Genomic DNA, 20459 nt, shown 5'->3' with positions numbered 1-20459 from the left:
TACCTACATTGTCGGACATCCGACATACGAAAAATTAGCAAAAACTATCTCGTCTCTTTTGGTCGGACATCCGACATTCAAACTGGTACGTACTTGACAAAGTGATTAAATTTAAACAGTTTCATAGCATGCCTCTTCATACGGCCTCCTTGTTTGCATCCACTCAAACAGGCAAAGAATGGATGGAAACAGTCCTCCCTGCTTTGTGGGCAGAGTTGTGTACCGAGTTCGGATTATTTTGTGGAGTGGTTGTCCTAAAAGCGGAAGATGAAGATTCCTTCTATGAATCTGCTAGTTTCGGGTATGGAGAAGATGGATTCTATTATTCTTTTTTGAACAGAGGATCTGCAGAATGGGACAAATTAATGTCCTCAAAAATGCCAGTTTCCTTTTCAGGAAAAGAGTTCCCACTCTTTGGGAAAACGACAGATGCCTTGTCCATTCGGATTGTCTCCGAGGAGAGCATCGGGTTTCTTTTGGTGGAATCAGAAGAGGCAAACTCTTTTGCAACCATCGCACTTCTATCTTTATTTGCAGAAAAAATAGGCAAAGAGTGGGGCAAAACATTGGCTCCAAGCTTTGCGCGGCAAACATCTGAAGCAGATACTTCCTATCGATTTTTTAGAGAGGAAATTCCAAACTTAAGCTCTGCCATTGAACATTTTGAATCCAAAAAAATAGTTTCGATCTTTGGGGCACCAGGGTCTGGGAAAAAAACGTTAGCAAAGTGGATCCACCATTCCATCCACCCAGAAGCTCCCATCCTTGTTGTGGAGTCAGTCCCTGACCATTTTGGTAAGTTTGAAAAAGCCCTCACCGAGTGGGGCAAAGAGTCCCGTTCTGGAAGTTTGGTGTTTACGAATGTCCAAACATTCTCGCTCGGCCAACAGCAAATCCTTTCTGACTGGTGGTCCAAGTCTGGATTTGAAGGTTCTTTATTCCTGCTTGGGCCTGCGGAAATTGGCGGGGAAATCCTCCCTGAATTCCAACAAATCCTTCGGAATAATTCGGTATATTTGCCTTCCCTTAGTTTTTTACCAAAACCTTTTTTTGCCCGGATCATCCAATCTATCTTTCTAGAGCTTTGCCTCCAACAAAACCGGTCTGGCCTTCTTTTGAGTGAGGGCGGAGAAAAAGCACTTCTTGGTAAGGTTTATAACGAAAATTTCGTCGAATTACGTAATACCATCCTATCGGGAATTTTGACTTGTCGTTCCCAAATTGTGGATGCTTCTGATTTGGAAGTAGGCCGGAGTAGGATGGATCTTGAGATTCCGGATGCGGAAGATTTAGACTTGCGGCGAGGGATAGAAGCCTTAGAAAGGCAGAAGATTCTTTTGGCCATGCGGATATTTTCTGGAAATCAAATCCGAATGGCAAAGGCACTGGGAATCTCGAGGGGCTCCCTCCAATATAAAATGAAACAACTTGGTTTGATGTAAAGATGGATGACACTGTATACGAAGAGCGGAAAACCCCTGCAGGTTTTCTCGTAAAAGTCCGGCTTTCCAAACTCACCTACGTCGTTTTTGCCGAATCTGGCCCCGAAGTTCCTAAGGGTGCGAAAAATAATTCCATCGTTGTGAATGTTCCCCGGGTAGGATTTTTTGGGGATGATTTTGATGTTTCACATTTCCATTTGGGAGAACTCTCCTTCGTGAATGTAAAAGCGGGGAAAATGGTCATCCCTTACCAACACGGTTTTTCGAACGAAATCAAAACCATCTATTTAGGAACAGGCAGTCAAAGTGATGTCCTTCCTGTCGTCATTTACCATTACAAAAACAAAGAAGATTTGATGGCAGCTTGGGAAAGGGGAGAACAGGCACAATTTTTGGTTGTGGATGAAGAGATCCCTAGGTCAGACATGGTTTCTTTTAAAATCAGATACCCAAGTATGAACATCCTTGTGATCAAAAAAAGGATCAATACTTCGGCTGAGTCCCAATCTCCCAAAACGGAAGAATCGAAGGACAAAGGTGTGGTGGACTATGACAAGGTTCGCGCTACCGATGTTGCCAAAAACCAGAACCTAAATACATATAGTGAGAACCCAGTTTTTTTAGCGAGGATCCATCTTCGCGCGATGGAGTTGGACAAAGTCAAACAACTCTTACTCGACTTCCATTTGTCCTCTGACGACGTGATGTTCATCCGCACTTTTTTAGATGTGATGATCAAAAATGAATACAAAAAACCAGAACTCGATACAGTCAAACCTCAGCTCATCGCGATGAACGAAGCCTTTCGTTTGGCAGTTTTGATTTTGGAGTTCCAGGTGGAAGCTTTTGAGAAGGAATTGGATGCTGGGTTTTCAAAAGACATCTCTCATATGATTTATGCCTTACTAGCAAAGGAACAGGACTCTGCAAAAGATTTGGAACATGAGATTGTACTCTGGGAATGGAAGCTCCGAGTGCGTGCTGGTATCATTAAAAAATAAGCCAAATTAGGGAAAAAAAGCTTTATTTTTTTGCAATTTCGGGGAAAACTATGGATAATCATATGTTTTTTCAGGGAATGACAGAAAAATTGGCACAAAAATTGCAAAAACTCGCAATGTGTTTCTGCGCCCTGGCAATGTTTTTATTTTCTCAAGGGGATCTGTTTGCCAATGGATGGGACACTCCTGTCGTCCTTTTGAATGATCCACTCGTGCCTGCCATTGAACTCCAACATGGAAGGATCAGTGAAGTGGTTGTAGAAGAAGATTCAAAGTATGCATTCCAATCACAAAACTTAGAGAATGAACAAACCATCGGTTTTAGTTCCAACGCTGGGATCAAAACCATTTCTCATTTTATTGGGTCAGATTGTGGCCAGATCTTGCTTGGTGCTGAGGGCAGTGAGGCAATGGATTTGACAATACCTGTTGCATTTGGAAGGGGAACAAACGAGAGAGAACATGAGGATCATAGCGTAAAATCGATTGCCAACTCAGGACTTGTTGTTTTTCTGGGGATATGTCTCAACCGAAGCGAGTTGCCTTCCAAAAATTCCTCAACGCTATGCGCAAACTTTCCACCGAGGTCAATGACTCAGAAATTTGTAAGCGTTTGGAAATCCTCATGGCAACAAGTAAAGACGACCTCCCTGTGGCTCTCGTCAACCAACTCTTACAAGATCCAAAGAACTTCGAGCCTAAATCCATTCACGAACCTTATACCCAATACGTCCGACATTTTATCTACATGGTCAAACGAAATGGCCGTATCCCTGCCGACATCCTCGGAAACGATGAGAACTCAATTGGAACAAAACCAGGGGTTCGAAGTGCAAAGAAGACCAAAACAAAACAGGCACCTGCCAATGGCGCAAAGTCTAAAAAATCAAGCGCATCCCTCACAAAGTCTGAAGTCTCTGTAAAAAAAACAAAATCCTCAAAGTCGAAGTCGTAGCCGCCAAACACTTCGGATTCCCGCCCGTCAGAATCTACCACCACCATCGTTTGCAAAACTTTCCTGTGCTCCCTACAGGAGAGAATCTTCAAAAAAGTCTCATTTCACCAACCTTCGGACCAAGGTGTATTTTTGCCCAAAATTAGGCAAAAATACCAAGAAAATTTAGGTTTTGGGACCATTCCGGGAATCGATGGGAAGGAACAAAGGAACTAAAATCTCAGGTTCAAGAAAAATGCCCAACATTAGGCAATTATCCCGTTTGGATTCCCTGTTTTTTATCTGCCAGAGAGGAGGCAGCCACAAAACCCCGGCCCTTCCTGGTTGACCAAATCTCGGCAACCATTGTTTGTTTTTGGGCGTTTGGAGCCAACAGTGTCTCTGATTGGGCACTCACCTTTCGGCAGATAGGGCCCCAAAAGGAAGTGACGAGGGATCGGCAGTGCTCTTGCCTCATTGGAACTCACCGTCTGTTCTCATTCGAGGGAGAAGGGAAGAGATGTCACTTGGAGAAAGGACTTATCGTCTGCCGGTTTTCGGGCATATCTGAGAATGGAATCTCTACGGATCCACAGGTCGCTTCGTAGCCAGAGTGTGAAACGAATCCAGGGATATTCCCTTTGGTTTCCTAGCTCCGAAACGTAGGGAATGGATCGAAGTCAGAGAAATGATCCCGAGTAAACCACATCAAAAAGGAGAGCCTGGTAAAATTCGCCGAAATTTCGGCGTTTATGGCTAAAAATTGGCGCAAAAACCGCCTTTTCCCTGTGCCACCCACAGGGTTCGGCCAGCGTTTTTTCCGCCTACTTTACTGCCAAAACCCATCTATTTATATGCCAATATGTCATGTGTATCCCTTTCTCATCCCCCTGTAAAATTGGCATAATTTGGAATATTGATTGCCAGTGCCTCCTCCTTTCTCATCTTTTCCTGGTATATGGCGGAAACAATACGGCTCAGGGTGAAATGCCACGCCTGCTCGAATGTGATCGAAGGGACTGCAAAATATGGCTCAGGCCATTTTGTTCCCGAGGGAGTTCAGTTTGAATTTGTGGCAGTGGGGAAAGTTGAAGGCGCGCAGGGACGTAGGGTCAAAGCAGAAGTCACCTGTACCTGTCCCAATTGCGGGGTAAAGTGCAAGTACAATGTATAATGCTCAATAATAAGCAATTAAATGCTATTTAATTCGGCACTATTTGGCCTTTTTTTCGCAATCAGTTTACTCCCCTGGCACATCTTGCGAATTTCAATGCCTAAAAATAGGCAAGAAAATGAATACAAATTCCCTGAGAAGAGATTGTGTTTAGTCGTTTATTTGATCATAATTAGTCTAATATTTTATGGTTTTTGGAATTATTATTACTTAATACTACTCATCTGGATTGCGATTGTGGATTTTTTTGTCGCAAGGAAGGTTTTTGCTTCGGGAACCAACCGGAATCGTCGTTATTGGCTCTTTTTATCTCTTGGGAACAGTCTCGGGATTTTGCTTTTCTTTAAGTATGGGCAATTTATTGCTGAAAATTGGTCAATTATATCGGGGATTGCCCTTGGGAATGCCCAATTCTGGAGCCAATGGCTACTGCCTGTTGGGATTTCCTTCTATACATTCCAGTCAATCTCCTACGTAGTCGATGTGTATCAAGGGGAACTACAGCCAGAAAAACGGTTTTCCTCCTACCTTTTGTTTTTGTCCTTCTTTCCGCAACTTGTGGCAGGCCCGATTGTCACGGCGAAATCCTTTTTACCTCAAATCCGACGGCCTTTGGATTTTTCTCGGATTCCCATTCTTTTTGCCACCTTTCTCATCCTACTCGGGTTCTTCAAAAAAATGGTGTTAGCAGACCATTTGGCAGAGGTTTCTGATTTAGTCTTTGCCCATCCCTTAGAGATGTCCTCTCGTTCCCTTTGGCTTGGGATGTTTTCGTATTCCTTGCAGATCTATTGTGACTTTTCTGGATATACCGACATTGCCCAAGGCGCGGCACTTCTCTTCGGATTTCGATTGCCTGAAAATTTTCGAATGCCATACCTTTCCTCTGGGTTTTCCGAATTTTGGACTCGTTGGCATATTTCCCTATCACAATGGCTGAAAAAATATCTCTATATCCCTCTCGGTGGCAATCGTATGGGATCCCTTTTCACCTATCGGAATTTGATCCTCGTCATGGCAATTGGTGGGTTGTGGCATGGTGCTTCTTGGAATTTTGTTTTTTGGGGTCTCGGGCATGGAAGTCTCCTTGTGATGGAGCGGTGGTTTGGGAAACGAAGTTTGATTCCGCAAGCCTCCTCCTTGAAACCATTGAAGGTCGTTTTAACGTTTTTATCTGTGAGTCTCCTTTGGATTTTCTTTCGAAGTGCCAATTTAGAAGATTCTCTGTGTTACCTACAGGGCCTTTTTGCGAAAAAAGAGGGTTTTTTCCTCCCGTATCGATTGGAAATGAAGTTTGTGTATTGTTTTATATTGCTAAGTTTTGGTCATTTTTTAGGAAATAAAATTTTTAAAGAAAACAAACAGCTGTTAAAAAGATTTAAGGAATATCAAAATTCCTTAGGAAAATTGGCTTTTTTCGCCTTCGTAGCTGTTTTGAGTTTGGTTTTGATTGTATTATATTCTGCTGAGAGTAAACCTTTTGTTTACTTTGTCTTTTAGGGAATTGAATGAAAAAACGGCTTTTTTTCCTCATTTGTTTTTTGGTTTTTTTGTTTGGAATCGATTTTTTCGTATTCCAGAAACTCCAGTTCCATTTGCCAAATGAGTCTCCTTGGAATACCAATCACTTCTTTAATTTTTTATACGAATACGAAAGGATCCGCTCTCTTCCTAAATCCAAAAAAAGAATCATCATTGTCGGAAGTTCTGTTGCTTATTATTCGATCGATGCGTCTTCACTAGAAAAAACATTAAAGGAAAAATATGCACTGGATGCGGATGTTTTTTATTTAGCGTATGCAGGGAATAGTCCCTTGTATGTTTACCTTCTTCTTGATTGGTTGGAGCCACTTAAACCTGATTTAGTAGTTTATCCGGTAAACTTCATTGATTACCGACTCCACCGAACTTATGTTTTGTTCCCTGAGGGGAGAAATGATTCAGTAGACGAAGGATTAGTGATTCAAGATGCATTGACCTTTGGTGAAGCACCCCAGTCACTATGGGTGTTTCCAAAAGAAACCTTACTGGAAGTGGGTTCCAAAATGGACTTCGAAACATGGTCTCGGTATCTCGTATCTTCCAGTTTTTCCTTTTACCGGTACAAAGACATTTATGAACAAAACCTTCAAAATTTAATCCAACACCGATTCGGAAGGAATACAAGTTACCATTCTTATATGGGAGTTTCCATTCCAGAAAGTGTGAATGGTCTTGGGTGGACTGGAAAACAGTTTAGTTTTTTCCCAACCAAAAAAATGGAAGAAAAAGGGTTTTGGATTGAGGTGACTCCCTTTTTGCTAGCGGGTTCCAATTGCCAGCTCGTATTTTCGAATGGTAATCATAATCAAGTAGTGAATTTAAGCCAAGCGCGTTGGACCCAGATTCATTTGGATGTCGACTTCTTTCGGGAAAGAAACAAAATCACAGCCACATTGGAACGAGTTTGGTATGCCCATGAAGCAAGTGGAGCTTATCTCGATTACCATTGGGATCCCATGGGAGTTCGTCTCGAACAAACTTTTGGATTGGAGGAACCAAGATCAGGTGTCCAATACATTCGGGAACCAAGGACGGAAGACTTTCGATACAATGGAATGGATGACGAGACGTACACTCGATATTTTTACTATCGTTTGTTAGAGGGTTTGGACAAACGTCCGGGGATTGGTTATTTAGTCGCATTAAAACTTGCCAAAGAACGAATTCGAAACGAAAAGTTTCGGCCTTTTTTTCATTTTCGATACATCCAAAAAATTGCAGACCATTTCCGAAATCGGAATGTACCATTTTTACTCATCAATAACCCAGAAAACCCAATCTCCCTTCGTTGGTATGAAGATTCGGAATGGTACAAAGACCACTTGCGTTACCTCCAGTCCATGGAATCTGGCTCGGTTCATTTTTGGGACATCCACGATGTGTTACCCATGCAGGGTTTTTCCGATTTCCATCACTTCACTTATGTGGGAATGGAACAAATGAATCCGATTTATGCGGAAAGAATTGGAAATCTCTTTCCGAAATAACATGTTTTTCAATCCTTACATTAGATAAGGAAAATTATGGAAAAAATCAAAGTTGGAGTCCTGGGTGCAACAGGTTCCGTCGGTCAAAGATTCATTCAACTTTTGGAGAATCACCCTTATTTTACGGTGACTCATTTAGCAGCTTCTGAAAAAAGCGCAGGCCAAACCTATGGTGAGGTGATGAAGTCTCGTTGGAAGATTTCTTCTGACATTCCTTCTTATGCAAAAGACATTATCATATCTTTACCAGATCCAAATGTAACGAAGGGCGTGCAACTTGTGTTTAGCGGCCTTGATGCATCCATTGCAGGGGAAGTGGAAACTGCTTACGCAGAAGCTGGTGTCATTGTTTTATCCAATTCCAAAAACCACAGAATGGATCCAAATGTTCCGATCCTTTCTGCAGAAGTGAATGCACATCATTTGGATGTCCTCTCAGCACAAAAGACAAAAGGAAAAATCATCACAAACTCCAATTGTACCATTATGGGTGTGACGATTTCCTTAAAACCATTGATGGATGCCTTCGGTTTAAAATCAGTGATGCTATTTTCGATGCAAGCGATCTCAGGGGCCGGTTACCCTGGAGTTCCAACGATGGATATCCTTGGAAACGTAGTGCCATACATTGGTGGCGAGGAAGACAAAGCAGAAGTCGAACCACAAAAATGTTTAGGAACAGTAGAAGGTGGAATCATCAAATCGGCGGACTTTAAAATTTCTGCCCATTGCAACCGAGTGCCCGTGTTTGACGGTCATACGGTTTGTGTTTCTGTTGCTTTCGAGAAAAAACCAAAAAAAGAAGAGATTTTAAAGGTTTGGGCTGATTTTCAAGGAGAACCTCAGAAATTGGGATTGCCGTTTGCACCAAACCCCGCTATCCTTTACCGCGAAGAAAACGACCGCCCCCAACCACGTCTCGATTTAGACACGGGAAGGGGTATGACAACTGTTGTGGGAAGGTTACGAGAAGATTCGATCTTGGACTGGAAGTGGGTTGTTCTTTCGCATAACACGATTCGAGGTGCTGCGGGTGCCGCCATTTTGAATGCCGAGTTATTGTATAAAAAAGGATATTTTAAGTAAGGACCCGCAAGCCACATGTTAGATCCAAATCTCCCAGAATTAAAAGTCATGGACTACACTGCCTGTCTCCAAAAGGTGCAGGCAATGGATTCTCGAGGAGATTTTTCTTATAAAGGGATTTATAAGGTATTACTCGTTATCTTTGAATGGACTGACAAGTTTTTACAAAATCGAGTCCTGCCCAATGTGGAACAGATTGAAAGGGATAGTTCCATTGATCGGGATCGCACAGAAAACTATGTGATCGATCTGAGTTACAAACAAAATCCTGCCATCATCAAAAAACTAAATGTATTGGAATTCCACCCCAATGAACCAGGGGATCCAGAAAATCCGAGAACATTCATCAAACACAATACTGTCTTTGCAAGACCAACCACTTCGGATGCTGGTACTGCATTCCGGTATGCACTTGGACTCAATGAACTTTCGACTTCTGCCATCAAAGGTTGGTTTAACGAAAAAAGAAAGTATGTGGGAAAGGAAAAAATGCGAAAGGTCATCAAGGCCGCAGTGGATGCCAATCGACTTTTTGATACCTATGCATCCACTGAAATTGGTAATTTGTTCCAATGTCCGTATGACAAAACCAAAGTGCAAAAGGATGCAACCATTGTCATCCATCTCAAACCAATCCTCAAACAATTGGTAGATGACAAAATTTTATTTTTCTTTCGGAATGATTCGGCTTCTAGGCCTGCGAACAAAAGTGTGTTTTTATACAACAGACCTTCGGAAATTGCAGATCGTTATGATGCCTATGTGGATTATGCAAAGAATACGATTTACCCTGCCTTAAAAAACTTAGGTGTGATGGGCGAAGTAACAGAAGACTCTTGGAATTCACCAAAAAATATTTTAACAGAAATCAAAGGATACATGAATGAATCCTATGGTGACCAAAAAACACTTATGGAAGAGTGTTTGGTGTTAAATGAAATCATAGAAAAAGATAAAGAAAGAGAAGAAAAACAAAAACGCAAACAACATATTGAAGACCTTATGGCATTTCTAGCGGAAGCAGGTCGCATTGTTGAGGTAAACCTGCTTCGTGTGAGTGGAGAACCGCTCACGGATGAGTTTCGGGCTATGTTACTTTCGCAACCGGAAGTATTGTATACCGAATACGCAGACAAACGGGTTTATAATGAATTTATTTTGCATAAAGCATGTATCCCGCAAGCAATCGAATCGGCGAAACGTACCTTCCAAATCAAACATTCTGACTTAGAAATTCGAGTTCTGAACCAAATGAATGTTATGCTCCACTTAAATGATGAAAGTCCCAAACGTCTCCTGGAAGAAATCGAAGCACAAAGTTTGTTTCAATTTTTGCCATTTTTCACTCGGTTGTGGAGAATGATCATGGGTAGTATGACTGTCCATAAATTTGAAATACCTCCCATCAAAGCACGATTGCAGCAACAACTCACAAGAGATTTGGCGAGCCAAAAAGTAAAAAAAATCTCCCAAGAAAAAGAAAAATTGGTCAAAGCAAGACTGAAAGAAAGAGAAGAAGCAGAAAAAGACGCCGAACGTAAATCAAAACAAGGTCATACTCAATCGACGCAAACAAACCAATCCTCAGATGACGATGAAAGCTCCGAACCAGTTCGCCAAGGCAGTCCTGAAGAAGAAAAAAAATGGAAAGAATCCATTGAAGCGATCATTCGCATTTTGGATGAAGCTTGGGAGTTTGGAGTGTATCCAGATCGCGAGTATGTTTTATCCAAACTCAATGGAAAGTTTACCGAAGAAAATTTGATTTTTTTCCTTAAAAAATTTGGAGGAAAGGAAATCTATAGTTTTCCAATCCGAAACCAAAGAGAAAAGTTCCCTTGGCCCATACTTGTTTCAACTGGGTATTTGAAACGGCATGGTAAAAAACTTTTTGATAAAGTTTCCGCTGAGAGTGAACGCCAACGTAACGACAAATTCCCGAACCAAGAAAAATTCGACATTGCAGAATCGCAGTTAGATTTTTTAAACCGAATCTTACCCAAACTAAAACCATAAAATTATGCCAGCAATAGAACAATTAAGAGCCAGAAAAACAAAGATCGTTTGCACCATTGGGCCTGCGACTGCTTCAAAAGATATGATCCGAAGCCTAGCTTTGGCCGGGATGAATATCGCGAGGATCAATATGAGTCATGGTGATCATGAGTTTCATAGAAAAATCATTCGCATCATCAAATCATTAAACAAAGATGAATTACACAAACACCCAATCTCCATCTTACTGGATACACAAGGTCCCGAGATTCGGACAGGGGATGTGCAAAACGATTTACACTTAAAAGTGGGTGAAACGTTTACGTTTCATATCATTCCAGGAATGGAAGCAGAAGCCCAAAGTGTATTTGTGAATTACCGTGATATCGTAAAAGATTTAAAAGTTGGTGATAAAGTAACAGTAGACAATGGTCTTATCAACCTCGCCGTGCAAGAGATCCGTGAAAACGAACTCGTTTGTACTGTGTTAGATGGTGGTAAACTTGGTTCTAGAAAACATATCAATTTGCCAGGGATACGAGTTAACTTACCTTCAATCACACCTAAAGACCTCAAAGACATAATCTTTGGTTTGGAAGAGGATATTGATTTTGTGGCATTGTCTTTCGTTCGTTCTCAAGAAGACGTGATCCAACTTCGCGGAATCATCGATGAAAAAAATCACCATGCACAAATCATTGCAAAGATTGAAGACCAAGAAGGTCTTAAAAACTTGGATGCCATCATTCGAGAATCGGATGGGATTATGGTGGCACGTGGTGATTTGGGTGTCGAGATCGAGATTGAAGAACTCCCCATTGTCCAAAGACGTATCATCAAACGTTGCCAAGAAGAAGGCAAACGAGTGATCGTTGCCACTCACTTACTGGAATCTATGATCCACAATCCATCTCCTACAAGGGCAGAAGTAACAGATGTTGCCAATGCCGTGTATGAAGAAGCAGATGCGATTATGTTATCTGGTGAAACGGCGATGGGGAAATATCCTGTTCGATGTGTGGAAATGTTAGATAAAATTGCGCGCCGAATGGAAATGTCGATTAACTTAGGTCTTGCGGCACAAAGAAAACCAAAAGACCAAAAGGAAGAAATGGCAAGGTCTGCGGCAAATCTCGCAGATTCGATGCAAGCACATGCCATTATCGCCATCACAAGACGAGGAATCACTGCCAATAATTTGGCATCCTTTCACCCTCGTTATCCAATTGTACATGCTTTTACAAATATGACTTCTGTTAGACGGAAGCTTTGGTTGACTCGGGGAGTGATACCTTACCGTGTCGATTTTTCTTCCGATCCAGAAAAAACGATCAAACTTGCCATCCAAACTTTAGTCAATAATGGCTATTTACAAATGGGTGAAAAGGTAGTCATTTTATCTGACATCATTGCTGGTGAGGAAAGGGTCGAAACCATTCAAGTCCGCGAAGTCAAATAAAACCCATGTCGTTTGGGAGAGTTGTCCATTGGTTATTGGTATCAACGATCGTCGTATCTCCATTACTTGCGGAAGAAAGGAAATCTGATGTACCAGAGTGGCTCGGTGAATTTAAAAAATTAGACGAGAAAGAACTGGCCAATAAAAGAGAAGGTTGGTATGCAACCGGTTTACCTCTCTTTGGCAATGATGCTGTCAATGGTTCTGGCCTCGGTGTTCTAGCAAATATTTTTTATAACGGTACAAAGTCTGATTCCTCTTTTAAGTACACTCCATACGAACATATGTTCAATGTTGGGATCTACCGGACCAATCGAGGGACTCAAAACAATTATTTAGCCTGGGACGCACCATACTTTTTAGATACTGCTTATCGCTTACGTGCTTATGTAGGTCATGACGCGAGCTTGTACAACCAATACTTTGGAGTTGGTACAGAAAGCCTACAACCATTGTATTATAGAGATCGAAATGCCGATGGCAGTCGGATTGTTAGGAATGCAAATTTTTCAGATTTTGAAAACGCAAACTCCTATAGTAAAAACCGTGGGCCAGGTCGCGAATTCACATCCACACAACATTATCATGATTACCAATTTGAAACTTCGTATGGTCAATTCGCAGCCGATAAAACAATCTTTCAAGTATTTCGTGTTTGGGGAGGAGTGGAGTTTTCTAGAAATATTGTTAGGCGGTATGATGGTAAGTCAACGGAAGCAAAAGATCCGCTTACCAGTGGCAAAGTACCAGCCATTGAAGATTCCTCGAAACTAACGGAAGATGCAAACTCTGGAAAAATCATTGGAATCAATGGTGGAAACCTGAATTATGTGCGAGCAGGGATAGCCTACGATACAAGGGACTATGAACCAGACCCCGACCGCGGTTGGCTTATTGAATACAATGTTAACAAAGCCGAAAGAACCATCGGTTCCGATTTTAATTATTTAAGGCATTTTGCTCAAATTAAAAATTTTTACCAGCCATTCCCAAAACTTTTTGAAGAGTTTGTCATCGCACAACGTGTGGCACTCACCAAGGTGGAAGGGAATGTCCCATTTTTTGAATACCGGTATTTGTTTTCAATTGATGGCCCCTTTGGTGCGTTAGGTGGACAGAACACTCTTCGTGGGTATCGACAGGAACGATTTTTTGGTCCCGTGATTGGATTTTATAATATTGAATTCCGTTATCGAGTTGGCAGTTTTTCATTGTGGGATCAATTTTTCCAATTGAGTATCGTGCCATTTTATGATGTCGGTCGCGTCTGGGATAAACTCAAACAAGTGAATGCTTTAGATTATAAACATTCACGCGGATTAGGATTACGGCTCATTTGGGACCAAGCAACCGTAATCCTAATGGACTATGCATATTCAAGAGAAGACCAATTGTTTTATTTAGACATTGGACATACATTTTGAATCTGTTTTAGTTGAATCTTTCCTTTCGAATCACATCCACATCATTCATAAAGATCACCATTGGATACTTCTCTAAATACTTTTCTGAAATGATTTGAAATATCTTTAATGCTTTTCCTTCAGACACTAACGATTCTAAACGGATGTTTTTGCCTTCCCAGGAAGAGAGGTGGGAATGATTGATGCCTTCTCCTTTGGCCTCACTGATGGTGTAACCTTTGACATTGGCCGATTTTAATTCGGCAACCAACCGGTCTTGTAGTGCTTCATCAGCGATGATGGTGATGAGTTTTGCCTTTTCTAATTTCATGATCAAGCTCCGAATAAATATTTAGAAATAGTGAGATAAAGTGGTAATCCGATGGATAAATTGAACGGAAAGGTGATGGCAAGGGATGCCGTGAGGTAAATGGCGGGGCTTGCCTCTGGAATGGCAATCCTAACAGCAGCAGGAGCTGCGATGTAGGATGCACTGGCACTGAGTGTTCCAAGTACCATCGCTCCACCCATCGATAACCCAATACACTTGCCTAAATACAATCCAAACATTGCAGAGAAAATCGGGAATAGGATTCCGAAGCCAAATAAAAAGACACCTGCTTTTTTTAGGTCGTTGAGCCTTCTACCTGTTACAATTCCCACTTCTAAAAGGAATAAAATCAACATACCACGAAAAGGTGTTTCGAAGAGTGGTGCAAATTGTTCGTGTCCTTTTTTACCAGAGATCATACCAATGATGAGACCACCTAATAATAACAAGGTTCCTTTTCCTGTAAAGAGTTCATGTAATATTTTCCCCCAGGAAGATTTTTCCGATTCGTCTTTAGGATTCATTTTGATGAGGAGTAATGCCACGAGGATGGCAGGGACTTCCATGATGGCAAGTAAACTTGGCATAAATCCTTCATAGCTGATATGAAGAGAATCAAGAAACGCTAGGGCCTCGCTGAATGTTACTGCTGACACGGAACCATAGTGTGCGGCAAGTGCCGCAGCATTTGCTTTATCATATTTCCCAAATTTGGTTAAGAGCCCATAGGCAATGAGTGGGATTGTCACACAAAGGAGGAGTGCCGCCAAGGCTGGTTTGTAGAACTCTATTAGGGTGGTTTGATTCAATTTAACTCCACCTTTGAGTCCTATGGCAAAGAGTAGGTAAATTGTGAGTCCTGTATACATTCCATCTGGGAATTTGAGATCACTTTTTATGACGGTTGCGATGATCCCGAGTAAAAATGCAAGGAACATCGGTGTTTGTAAGTTTGCAACTAATGCGTGTAGAATTTCCATTTGTATTTCCTATTTTGTGATCGAAGTAATGTAGTCTTCGGACAAAAAATTTACCTTTCCTGTCTCTAAATCATATACCGCGCCTACGATTTGTAATTGGCCTTTGTTATAATATTTAGAAATGATTGGATCGAGTTTGCGAAGTGAAACCACTTGTAAGGCGACATTTGCTTTGACAGCATTATCTAAAAAATCACCATCCATGTGTTTGACCTTTTCTGCGGCGGGTTTGATGGCATTGGTGAGAGCGATGATGTGTCCCGGAACTTCATCCGCTTTACAAGCAGCTCCCACGGCACCACAACTCGAATGGCCAAGTACAACGATGAGATTGACTCCAAGCACTGCGACGGAGAATTCAATGGAACCCCAGGAGGCATAGGTGGATACCTGACCAGCGGTTCGTAAGATGAATAAATCCCCAAGGCCTTGGTCAAACACGATTTCATTGGGAACTCGTGAATCAGAACAACCCACAATCGTTGCAAATGGATTTTGTTTTTTGGAAACTTCTTTGATTCGTTCAACGGATTGGTTCGGGCGAATGGATTTCCCATGCACAAATCTTAAATTTCCTTCCACCAATCGTTGCAATGCTTCTTTTGCAGGTACACCACTATTACTCTGAGCAAACATCTGTGATGAAATGGTGATGATGAGAAAACTTGACAGAAACTTGATCACTTTCATTTTTCTTCTCCTATGTGATTCCGAAAAGCATCGGAAAGGCATAATTTACAAAAAAATAATTCGTGAATAAAAATACACGAAAAAAAATACGTATAATGGAAAAAATGTCCCACCACTCTTCCAGTGATTTACTTTGAAATCTTGTAATAGGATCCAAAGATCCTATTTTTTTAGAGATTCTCTGTCGTTCCCTGTGAAGGAAGGTTTCGACTCACTTAGTTTTGTGTAGCAAGTATCCCTGCAAATGCATCCAAGGAATGGAGGAGTTGGTAATCTGGTGTTTGTCCTTTCTGCAATTCAGTTTGGATGATTTGTTTGGCGGAGCCATTTTTTTCGACCCATTGCCCAATTTTTTGGAGATCTAACTTAGAATTGGGTAGATTGCCATTGTTTGTTCCCTCCCCATTCTCATTCAATTTTGAGATCGGTTTGGAATACCTTGGAGATTCGTTCGCTTCTTCAGAAATCCAAAGGTCTGGTGAAATACCGATGTTATGGAATTTTTCTCCATTGGGCAGGTATAAAAAACTAGTCGGGTATTTGATGAGTAAAGTTGCAGATCCAGGAACTGACCTTAAGGTATGTACGAGTCCATGTCCAAATGATTTTGTTCCAAAAATTGCTCCTCTATTGTGATATCGTACCACTCCAGCGATGAGTTCTGAGCCTGATCCTGTATCTTCATTGATAAGGACAATTAAGGGCAATTCAATCAAAACTGAATTGGTTGCATAATATTCATTGTTTGGTGCACGAGTTGTATAAAGTAAACCCTTGGTAACAAACAAGCGCATACATTCAGTGACCAAGTCTAAATACCCACCTGAATTATCACGAAGATCTAAAAGGAAACCATGGATGGTGATTTTTTTACTTTTTGCCTCTTCCATCAATGATGTATAATTTTCTTTGATGAGTTTGATGGAGTCAAAATCAATTCCTTTCACAAAACCTAACACTTTCATGTGAATGAAATTGTATTTGCCTGTTTGGATTTTCGCTTCAATGGATTTATTTTCATTCGTGATACTTGTCCCATTTGTTTTCAATGGGATTTCATAATGATGGATTTGGTTTTTATTTCTCAGTATCGTGATTTTGATACTTTCACCAACTTTACCTTTTAGCATTTGTTCTATAGTGGGTATAGATATAAATCGAACTGAATTTCCATTGATGGATAGGATTTCGTCATCAGTTTGAAGTCCAATTTTATTTAGAAAAGATGTCTTCTTTAATTTAGTGATGATCTTCCTTTTTGTTTTTGATTCTTTGATTGGGATTGAAATGGAAATAGACGTCTGTGGTTTGAATGAATCTTCCCATGTTTCTTGTTGAATGATTGTTGATTCGAACAATTTCGAAACATACCCTTCCAAAGCTCCAATTTCGATTTTTTCCCATTCTTGTTTGGAAACGATATCCGAAGAAGGAGTTTTTATTTGTTTGTACAACACTGCCATCACTTCTTCCAATTGGTCTTGGTCAAATGAAAGTTTGGCAAATTCCTCTTCGAGTTCTAATATGACTTCGTCATTGTTTATAGTTTGGTTATCTAAATCGGGAGTCTGAATCATCACAAGCTGTGCTAATTTTCCATCTTGGATGACATTCCCATTGATTGCACTTTTGTATTTATGATAAAAGGATTTTGGAAGGACGATATGATTGCCCCATCGTTCTGTCGCGGTAATCGCGGCTGTTAAGTGAGCACTCGGTAAATTCAAATCCTTCGGAAAGATGTAATTTCTCCGTAACAGGTTTTTGATTTCAGTAATTTGTTTGGAGTAATGGTAGGTTTTTCCCACTCCTGGCCATGAGGTCAGGGTTTCCTGTTTTTGTTTGGGGAGTTGGCAGTACAATAAAAATAGAAGGAAAGAGAACGACGCAATCAAGGTGAGAGGGGAATGGAAGGAAATTTGTTTCATCTGATTTTTACCTTTCGAGCTCGACTTAAAATTGCAATTTTGATGCGAACTGAATCATGTTTTAGAGGACTGTTTTCTGTTTCAATGAATTGTCATATGCAAGTCAAATGACAGTTCGTGTAAAATTTCAGGCATTGTCAACAAAAGTAAAGGGAAAGGAAATTGGGGATGAAAGCATTGAGTGGCACCGCAAAACATTGGAACCAAATGCAAGGGATTTCCATTGCCATCGGGAGGGCGGGTATGAAAAGGAGATTGATACCTAAAGTAATAAACTATGTAGGAAAACCTTATAGGAAAAGGAAAATTCAATGAGAGGAAATTATACATTGAGAAACCTGATAGGATTTGAAATTTGAATTTTTTAGGAAAACTTACGGGGGAGAAAGTTGTACACTCACTGTAAAATTGGTCCCGGGCTTGTGGGCTAAAAGCAAATTTTACACTGCGTGTAAAATTGATTTTGATGGAAAGGTATCTGAATCAGGATTTTTTAGAACAGAAGGACCAATGGTTCTCAGTGGTTTTCGCATGGGAAACACCACTTTCCCCGCCGATCCTTCTACTCAATGGAATCTTTCACTTCATAGGAATTTCTATCACAAGAAAATCTGATTTCACAGCAGCTTCAAATTGATATTCATCAATCCCCCAAAGACCAACTGCATCCCTACGCTCCAAAGTGGTGCCCGCTACTTCCAATTTTCCTTGGATGAGGAAGGCATAAATTCCTTGGTTTGGCGCATGCACTTTGTAAGAAAGTGTATTGCCTGGTTCCAATGTTGCTAACGAAAAATAAGCATCTTGGTTGATCCAAACGGCTTCCTCATCGATCGGAGAGACAACGGTTTGGAACCGGTTCAATCGCCCCGCTTCGTGAAAGGTTTTTTGGTCATACCTAGGTTGGATATTGGCCACTTTGGGGAGTATCCAGATCTGTAAAAAATTGACTTTTTTGTCTGAGCTATGATTGAACTCCGAATGCTGGATCCCCGATCCAGCAGACATAATTTGAACATCTCCTGTTTTGATGATGCCATTCGTACCTGTACTATCTTTATGTGCCAGTTCCCCAAAGAGTGGGATGGAGACGATTTCCATATTCTGGTGGGGGTGTGTTCCAAATCCCATACTTGGCTCTACAATATCGTCGTTCAATACACGCAGTGCACCAAAATTGGTTTTTTCAGGGTGGTACCAATGGCCAAAACTGAAGGAGTGGTGGCTGTCCAACCAACCAAAATTGACATGCCCGCGTTCGTTTGCTGGGTAGAATTTTTTTTGAACCGTGGATTTGTTTGGGTTTGTTGCTTCCATATCAAATAGTTTAATATCAAACTAAAATTTGTCAAGTGAGTTTCTTTTTCCATCCTTTAAAAAAAGAAAATCACTTCCCAATCACTCAGTTTTTCGGAGGATCAACCTATGTCGGAAAAAGCGTTAGAATCAATACAAAACAAAAAAAATTGGTTAGAATTGGGACCTGTGTATGTGAACCGAGTGAGATTTTTACTCGCTGGATTTTATATCATCGCGACCTTAGGTTCGTTCAAAACGTCCACTACACTTCAAACTTCAAGTTACTTAGTGGGAATCACTTGTATGTTTCTTTACGGCGGTTTGCAGGCATATTTATTCAAAGTCGGTAAATTGAATGCGTTTTTCCCGAAAATGTTCATCCTACTTGATATCACAGTTTTATTTGTAGTCACTGCATCTGGTCTTATGGGAGGCAGTACAGTTGCGGCAGATCTAATCAAATCACCTACGTTATATGTATTGTATTATTTTTATGTCGTGTATTCTGCATTTTTATTTTCTAAAAGAACCTTACTCATAAGCACATATTATTCTGCATTTTGTCTTCTCTTGATTCTGTTCATAGGATATGGACAAGGTGTTTCGTTCAAAGAAGCCGAAGGATTACAAAGTGAGAAGGGAACCGTTGCAATCTCAAATGAAGTTTTTAAAGTCTTATTTTTAATTTGTTTTGGTTATCTAACTTCCACTGTACTCAATTTATTAAATGAAATTAAAAATGAGTCAGATGAAAAACATAAACTGGCAGTAGAAGAAAGAGAAAATGCTAACGAACTCAACCAAGATTTAAAACGAATTGGGTCTGAATTATTTAATACTCTAAAAAACATACGAGATTTAACCAACGATTTTAACCAACAAATTGAATCACAAGATGCCTCAATTCAAGATTTGACTGAATTTGTATCCTCATTTTCTGAAAGTATTCAAACGTCGGTGGACAATATTGGAAAACAACATAACCAAATCACATTATTGAATCATAAATCTGATACCTTAAAACTTAGCATAACAGAGATTGGAAAGGTTGTTGAGGATCTCAATTCCAATATGAGTGATTTCCAAGATCGAAGTAGTGTACTTTCCCAAACTGTGAGTAATTTAGAAGAAAGATTACGTTCCGTCAATGTCTCACAAAAAGAAGTGAGCGAAGTGAATGATATCATGGCAGAAATTGCAGATCGAACCAATTTACTTGCTTTAAATGCCTCCATTGAAGCCGCAAGAGCAGGGGAACATGGAAGGGGATTTGCTGTTGTTGCTCAGGAAGTAGCAAAACTTGCAGAAAATTCCAATGAAAATGCGACAAAGATCAAAAAAATCATCACTACGTCCAATCGATATATCTTGGAAGGAACTGAGCTTGCATCTGTTGCACTGAACCAAACGGAGTCATTACAAACTAAATATGAGCTATTAAGTGAAGTGATTAAAACAGCCACATCCAAAATCAATTCCCAAAAAGACATCAATAAAGAAGTATTAGAATCACTTGACCTGATTGAATCCATTTCAAAAGTTTTGGACCAAGAATCTAAAATATTAGATAAAGACAAAGAACAAATGGTCGCTGTTGTTCACCAAATGGAAGAAATCAATCAGAAGGTAGTGATTAATGCTCGAAAAATGGGTGATCATACTTCAAGTTTGGAAAATCAAGCAAAGGAGCTTGCTTCAGACTAATTCA

17 protein-coding genes are annotated in these 20459 nt (G+C 40.5%); 12 read left to right on the top strand and 5 right to left on the bottom strand.

Annotation, left to right across the window (positions count from 1 at the left end; translation table 11 throughout):
• Window positions 1–128: 128 nt before the first annotated feature.
• The 10 genes from LEPBI_RS18425 (at window position 129) to omp85 (ending at window position 13544) form a co-directional block, all read left to right on the top strand.
• Window positions 129–1442, top strand: coding sequence for a helix-turn-helix domain-containing protein (locus LEPBI_RS18425; RefSeq protein WP_041770235.1), 1314 nt, complete (start codon window positions 129–131; stop codon window positions 1440–1442).
• Window positions 1443–1444: 2 nt separating this feature from the next.
• Entirely contained in the window at window positions 1445–2443 is a 999-nt protein-coding gene (locus LEPBI_RS18420) for a hypothetical protein (protein ID WP_012476750.1), read from the top strand.
• Between the two features lie 520 nt (window positions 2444–2963).
• Window positions 2964–3398, top strand: a complete 435-nt coding sequence (locus LEPBI_RS19010) for a phosphatidylinositol phospholipase (protein WP_012476748.1) — start codon at window positions 2964–2966, stop codon at window positions 3396–3398.
• Window positions 3399–4335: 937 nt separating this feature from the next.
• Window positions 4336–4551, top strand: a complete 216-nt coding sequence (locus LEPBI_RS19005; RefSeq protein WP_081431686.1) for a hypothetical protein — start codon at window positions 4336–4338, stop codon at window positions 4549–4551.
• A gap of 96 nt (window positions 4552–4647) precedes the next feature.
• A complete protein-coding gene (locus LEPBI_RS18410) occupies window positions 4648–6051 on the top strand; it encodes an MBOAT family O-acyltransferase (protein WP_338033443.1) in 1404 nt (467 codons plus the stop codon).
• An 8-nt stretch (window positions 6052–6059) separates the two neighbouring features.
• Window positions 6060–7580 (top strand): hypothetical protein, encoded by a 1521-nt coding sequence (locus tag LEPBI_RS18405; RefSeq protein ID WP_012476746.1) that lies wholly within the window; start codon window positions 6060–6062, stop codon window positions 7578–7580.
• Between the two features lie 36 nt (window positions 7581–7616).
• Window positions 7617–8666, top strand: a complete 1050-nt coding sequence (gene asd / locus LEPBI_RS18400; protein WP_012476745.1) for an aspartate-semialdehyde dehydrogenase — start codon at window positions 7617–7619, stop codon at window positions 8664–8666.
• Window positions 8667–8681: 15 nt separating this feature from the next.
• Entirely contained in the window at window positions 8682–10682 is a 2001-nt protein-coding gene (locus LEPBI_RS18395) for a hypothetical protein (RefSeq protein ID WP_012476744.1), read from the top strand.
• A 4-nt stretch (window positions 10683–10686) separates the two neighbouring features.
• Window positions 10687–12120 carry a pyruvate kinase gene (pyk, locus tag LEPBI_RS18390; RefSeq protein WP_012476743.1) on the top strand — a complete coding sequence of 478 codons (1434 nt, stop codon included), beginning with the start codon at window positions 10687–10689 and terminating at the stop codon, window positions 12118–12120.
• Window positions 12121–12125: 5 nt separating this feature from the next.
• Window positions 12126–13544: an Omp85 family outer membrane protein gene (omp85, locus tag LEPBI_RS18385; protein ID WP_012476742.1), complete on the top strand. Its 1419-nt coding sequence runs from the start codon at window positions 12126–12128 to the stop codon at window positions 13542–13544.
• 7 nt (window positions 13545–13551) lie between these two features.
• On the opposite strand, the gene LEPBI_RS18380 is transcribed toward omp85, so the two are convergent.
• The 4 genes from LEPBI_RS18380 to LEPBI_RS18365 all read right to left on the bottom strand — a co-directional run bounded on the left by LEPBI_RS18380 (window position 13552) and on the right by LEPBI_RS18365 (window position 17452).
• Entirely contained in the window at window positions 13552–13854 is a 303-nt protein-coding gene (locus tag LEPBI_RS18380) for a P-II family nitrogen regulator (protein ID WP_041770232.1), read from the bottom strand.
• 2 nt (window positions 13855–13856) lie between these two features.
• The gene (locus LEPBI_RS18375) at window positions 13857–14834 is read right to left on the bottom strand and encodes a sodium-dependent bicarbonate transport family permease (RefSeq protein WP_012476740.1); all 978 of its coding nucleotides are present in this window, start codon (window positions 14832–14834) and stop codon (window positions 13857–13859) included.
• Between the two features lie 9 nt (window positions 14835–14843).
• Window positions 14844–15524, bottom strand: coding sequence for a carbonic anhydrase (locus LEPBI_RS18370; protein WP_012476739.1), 681 nt, complete (start codon window positions 15522–15524; stop codon window positions 14844–14846).
• A gap of 215 nt (window positions 15525–15739) precedes the next feature.
• On the bottom strand, window positions 15740–17452 hold the full coding sequence (locus LEPBI_RS18365) for a S41 family peptidase (RefSeq protein ID WP_012476738.1): 1713 nt from the start codon (window positions 17450–17452) through the stop codon (window positions 15740–15742).
• Between the two features lie 107 nt (window positions 17453–17559).
• Between LEPBI_RS18365 and LEPBI_RS19170 the strand changes: the two genes are divergently transcribed.
• Entirely contained in the window at window positions 17560–17718 is a 159-nt protein-coding gene (locus tag LEPBI_RS19170; protein ID WP_167530808.1) for a hypothetical protein, read from the top strand.
• Between the two features lie 313 nt (window positions 17719–18031).
• Here the strand turns inward: LEPBI_RS19170 and LEPBI_RS18360 are convergent, their stop codons facing one another.
• Complete coding sequence (locus LEPBI_RS18360) at window positions 18032–18769, bottom strand: pirin family protein (RefSeq protein WP_012476736.1); 738 nt, start codon at window positions 18767–18769, stop codon at window positions 18032–18034.
• A 108-nt stretch (window positions 18770–18877) separates the two neighbouring features.
• Between LEPBI_RS18360 and LEPBI_RS18355 the strand changes: the two genes are divergently transcribed.
• Window positions 18878–20455 carry a methyl-accepting chemotaxis protein gene (locus LEPBI_RS18355; protein WP_012476735.1) on the top strand — a complete coding sequence of 526 codons (1578 nt, stop codon included), beginning with the start codon at window positions 18878–18880 and terminating at the stop codon, window positions 20453–20455.
• The last annotated feature ends 4 nt before the right edge of the window (window positions 20456–20459 follow it).

The organism is Leptospira biflexa serovar Patoc strain 'Patoc 1 (Paris)' (assembly GCF_000017685.1).
Lineage (GTDB): Bacteria > Spirochaetota > Leptospiria > Leptospirales > Leptospiraceae > Leptospira_A > Leptospira_A biflexa.
The sequence above is the reverse complement of the archived record's forward strand: the minus strand, read 5'-3'. Positions and strand labels throughout refer to the sequence as shown.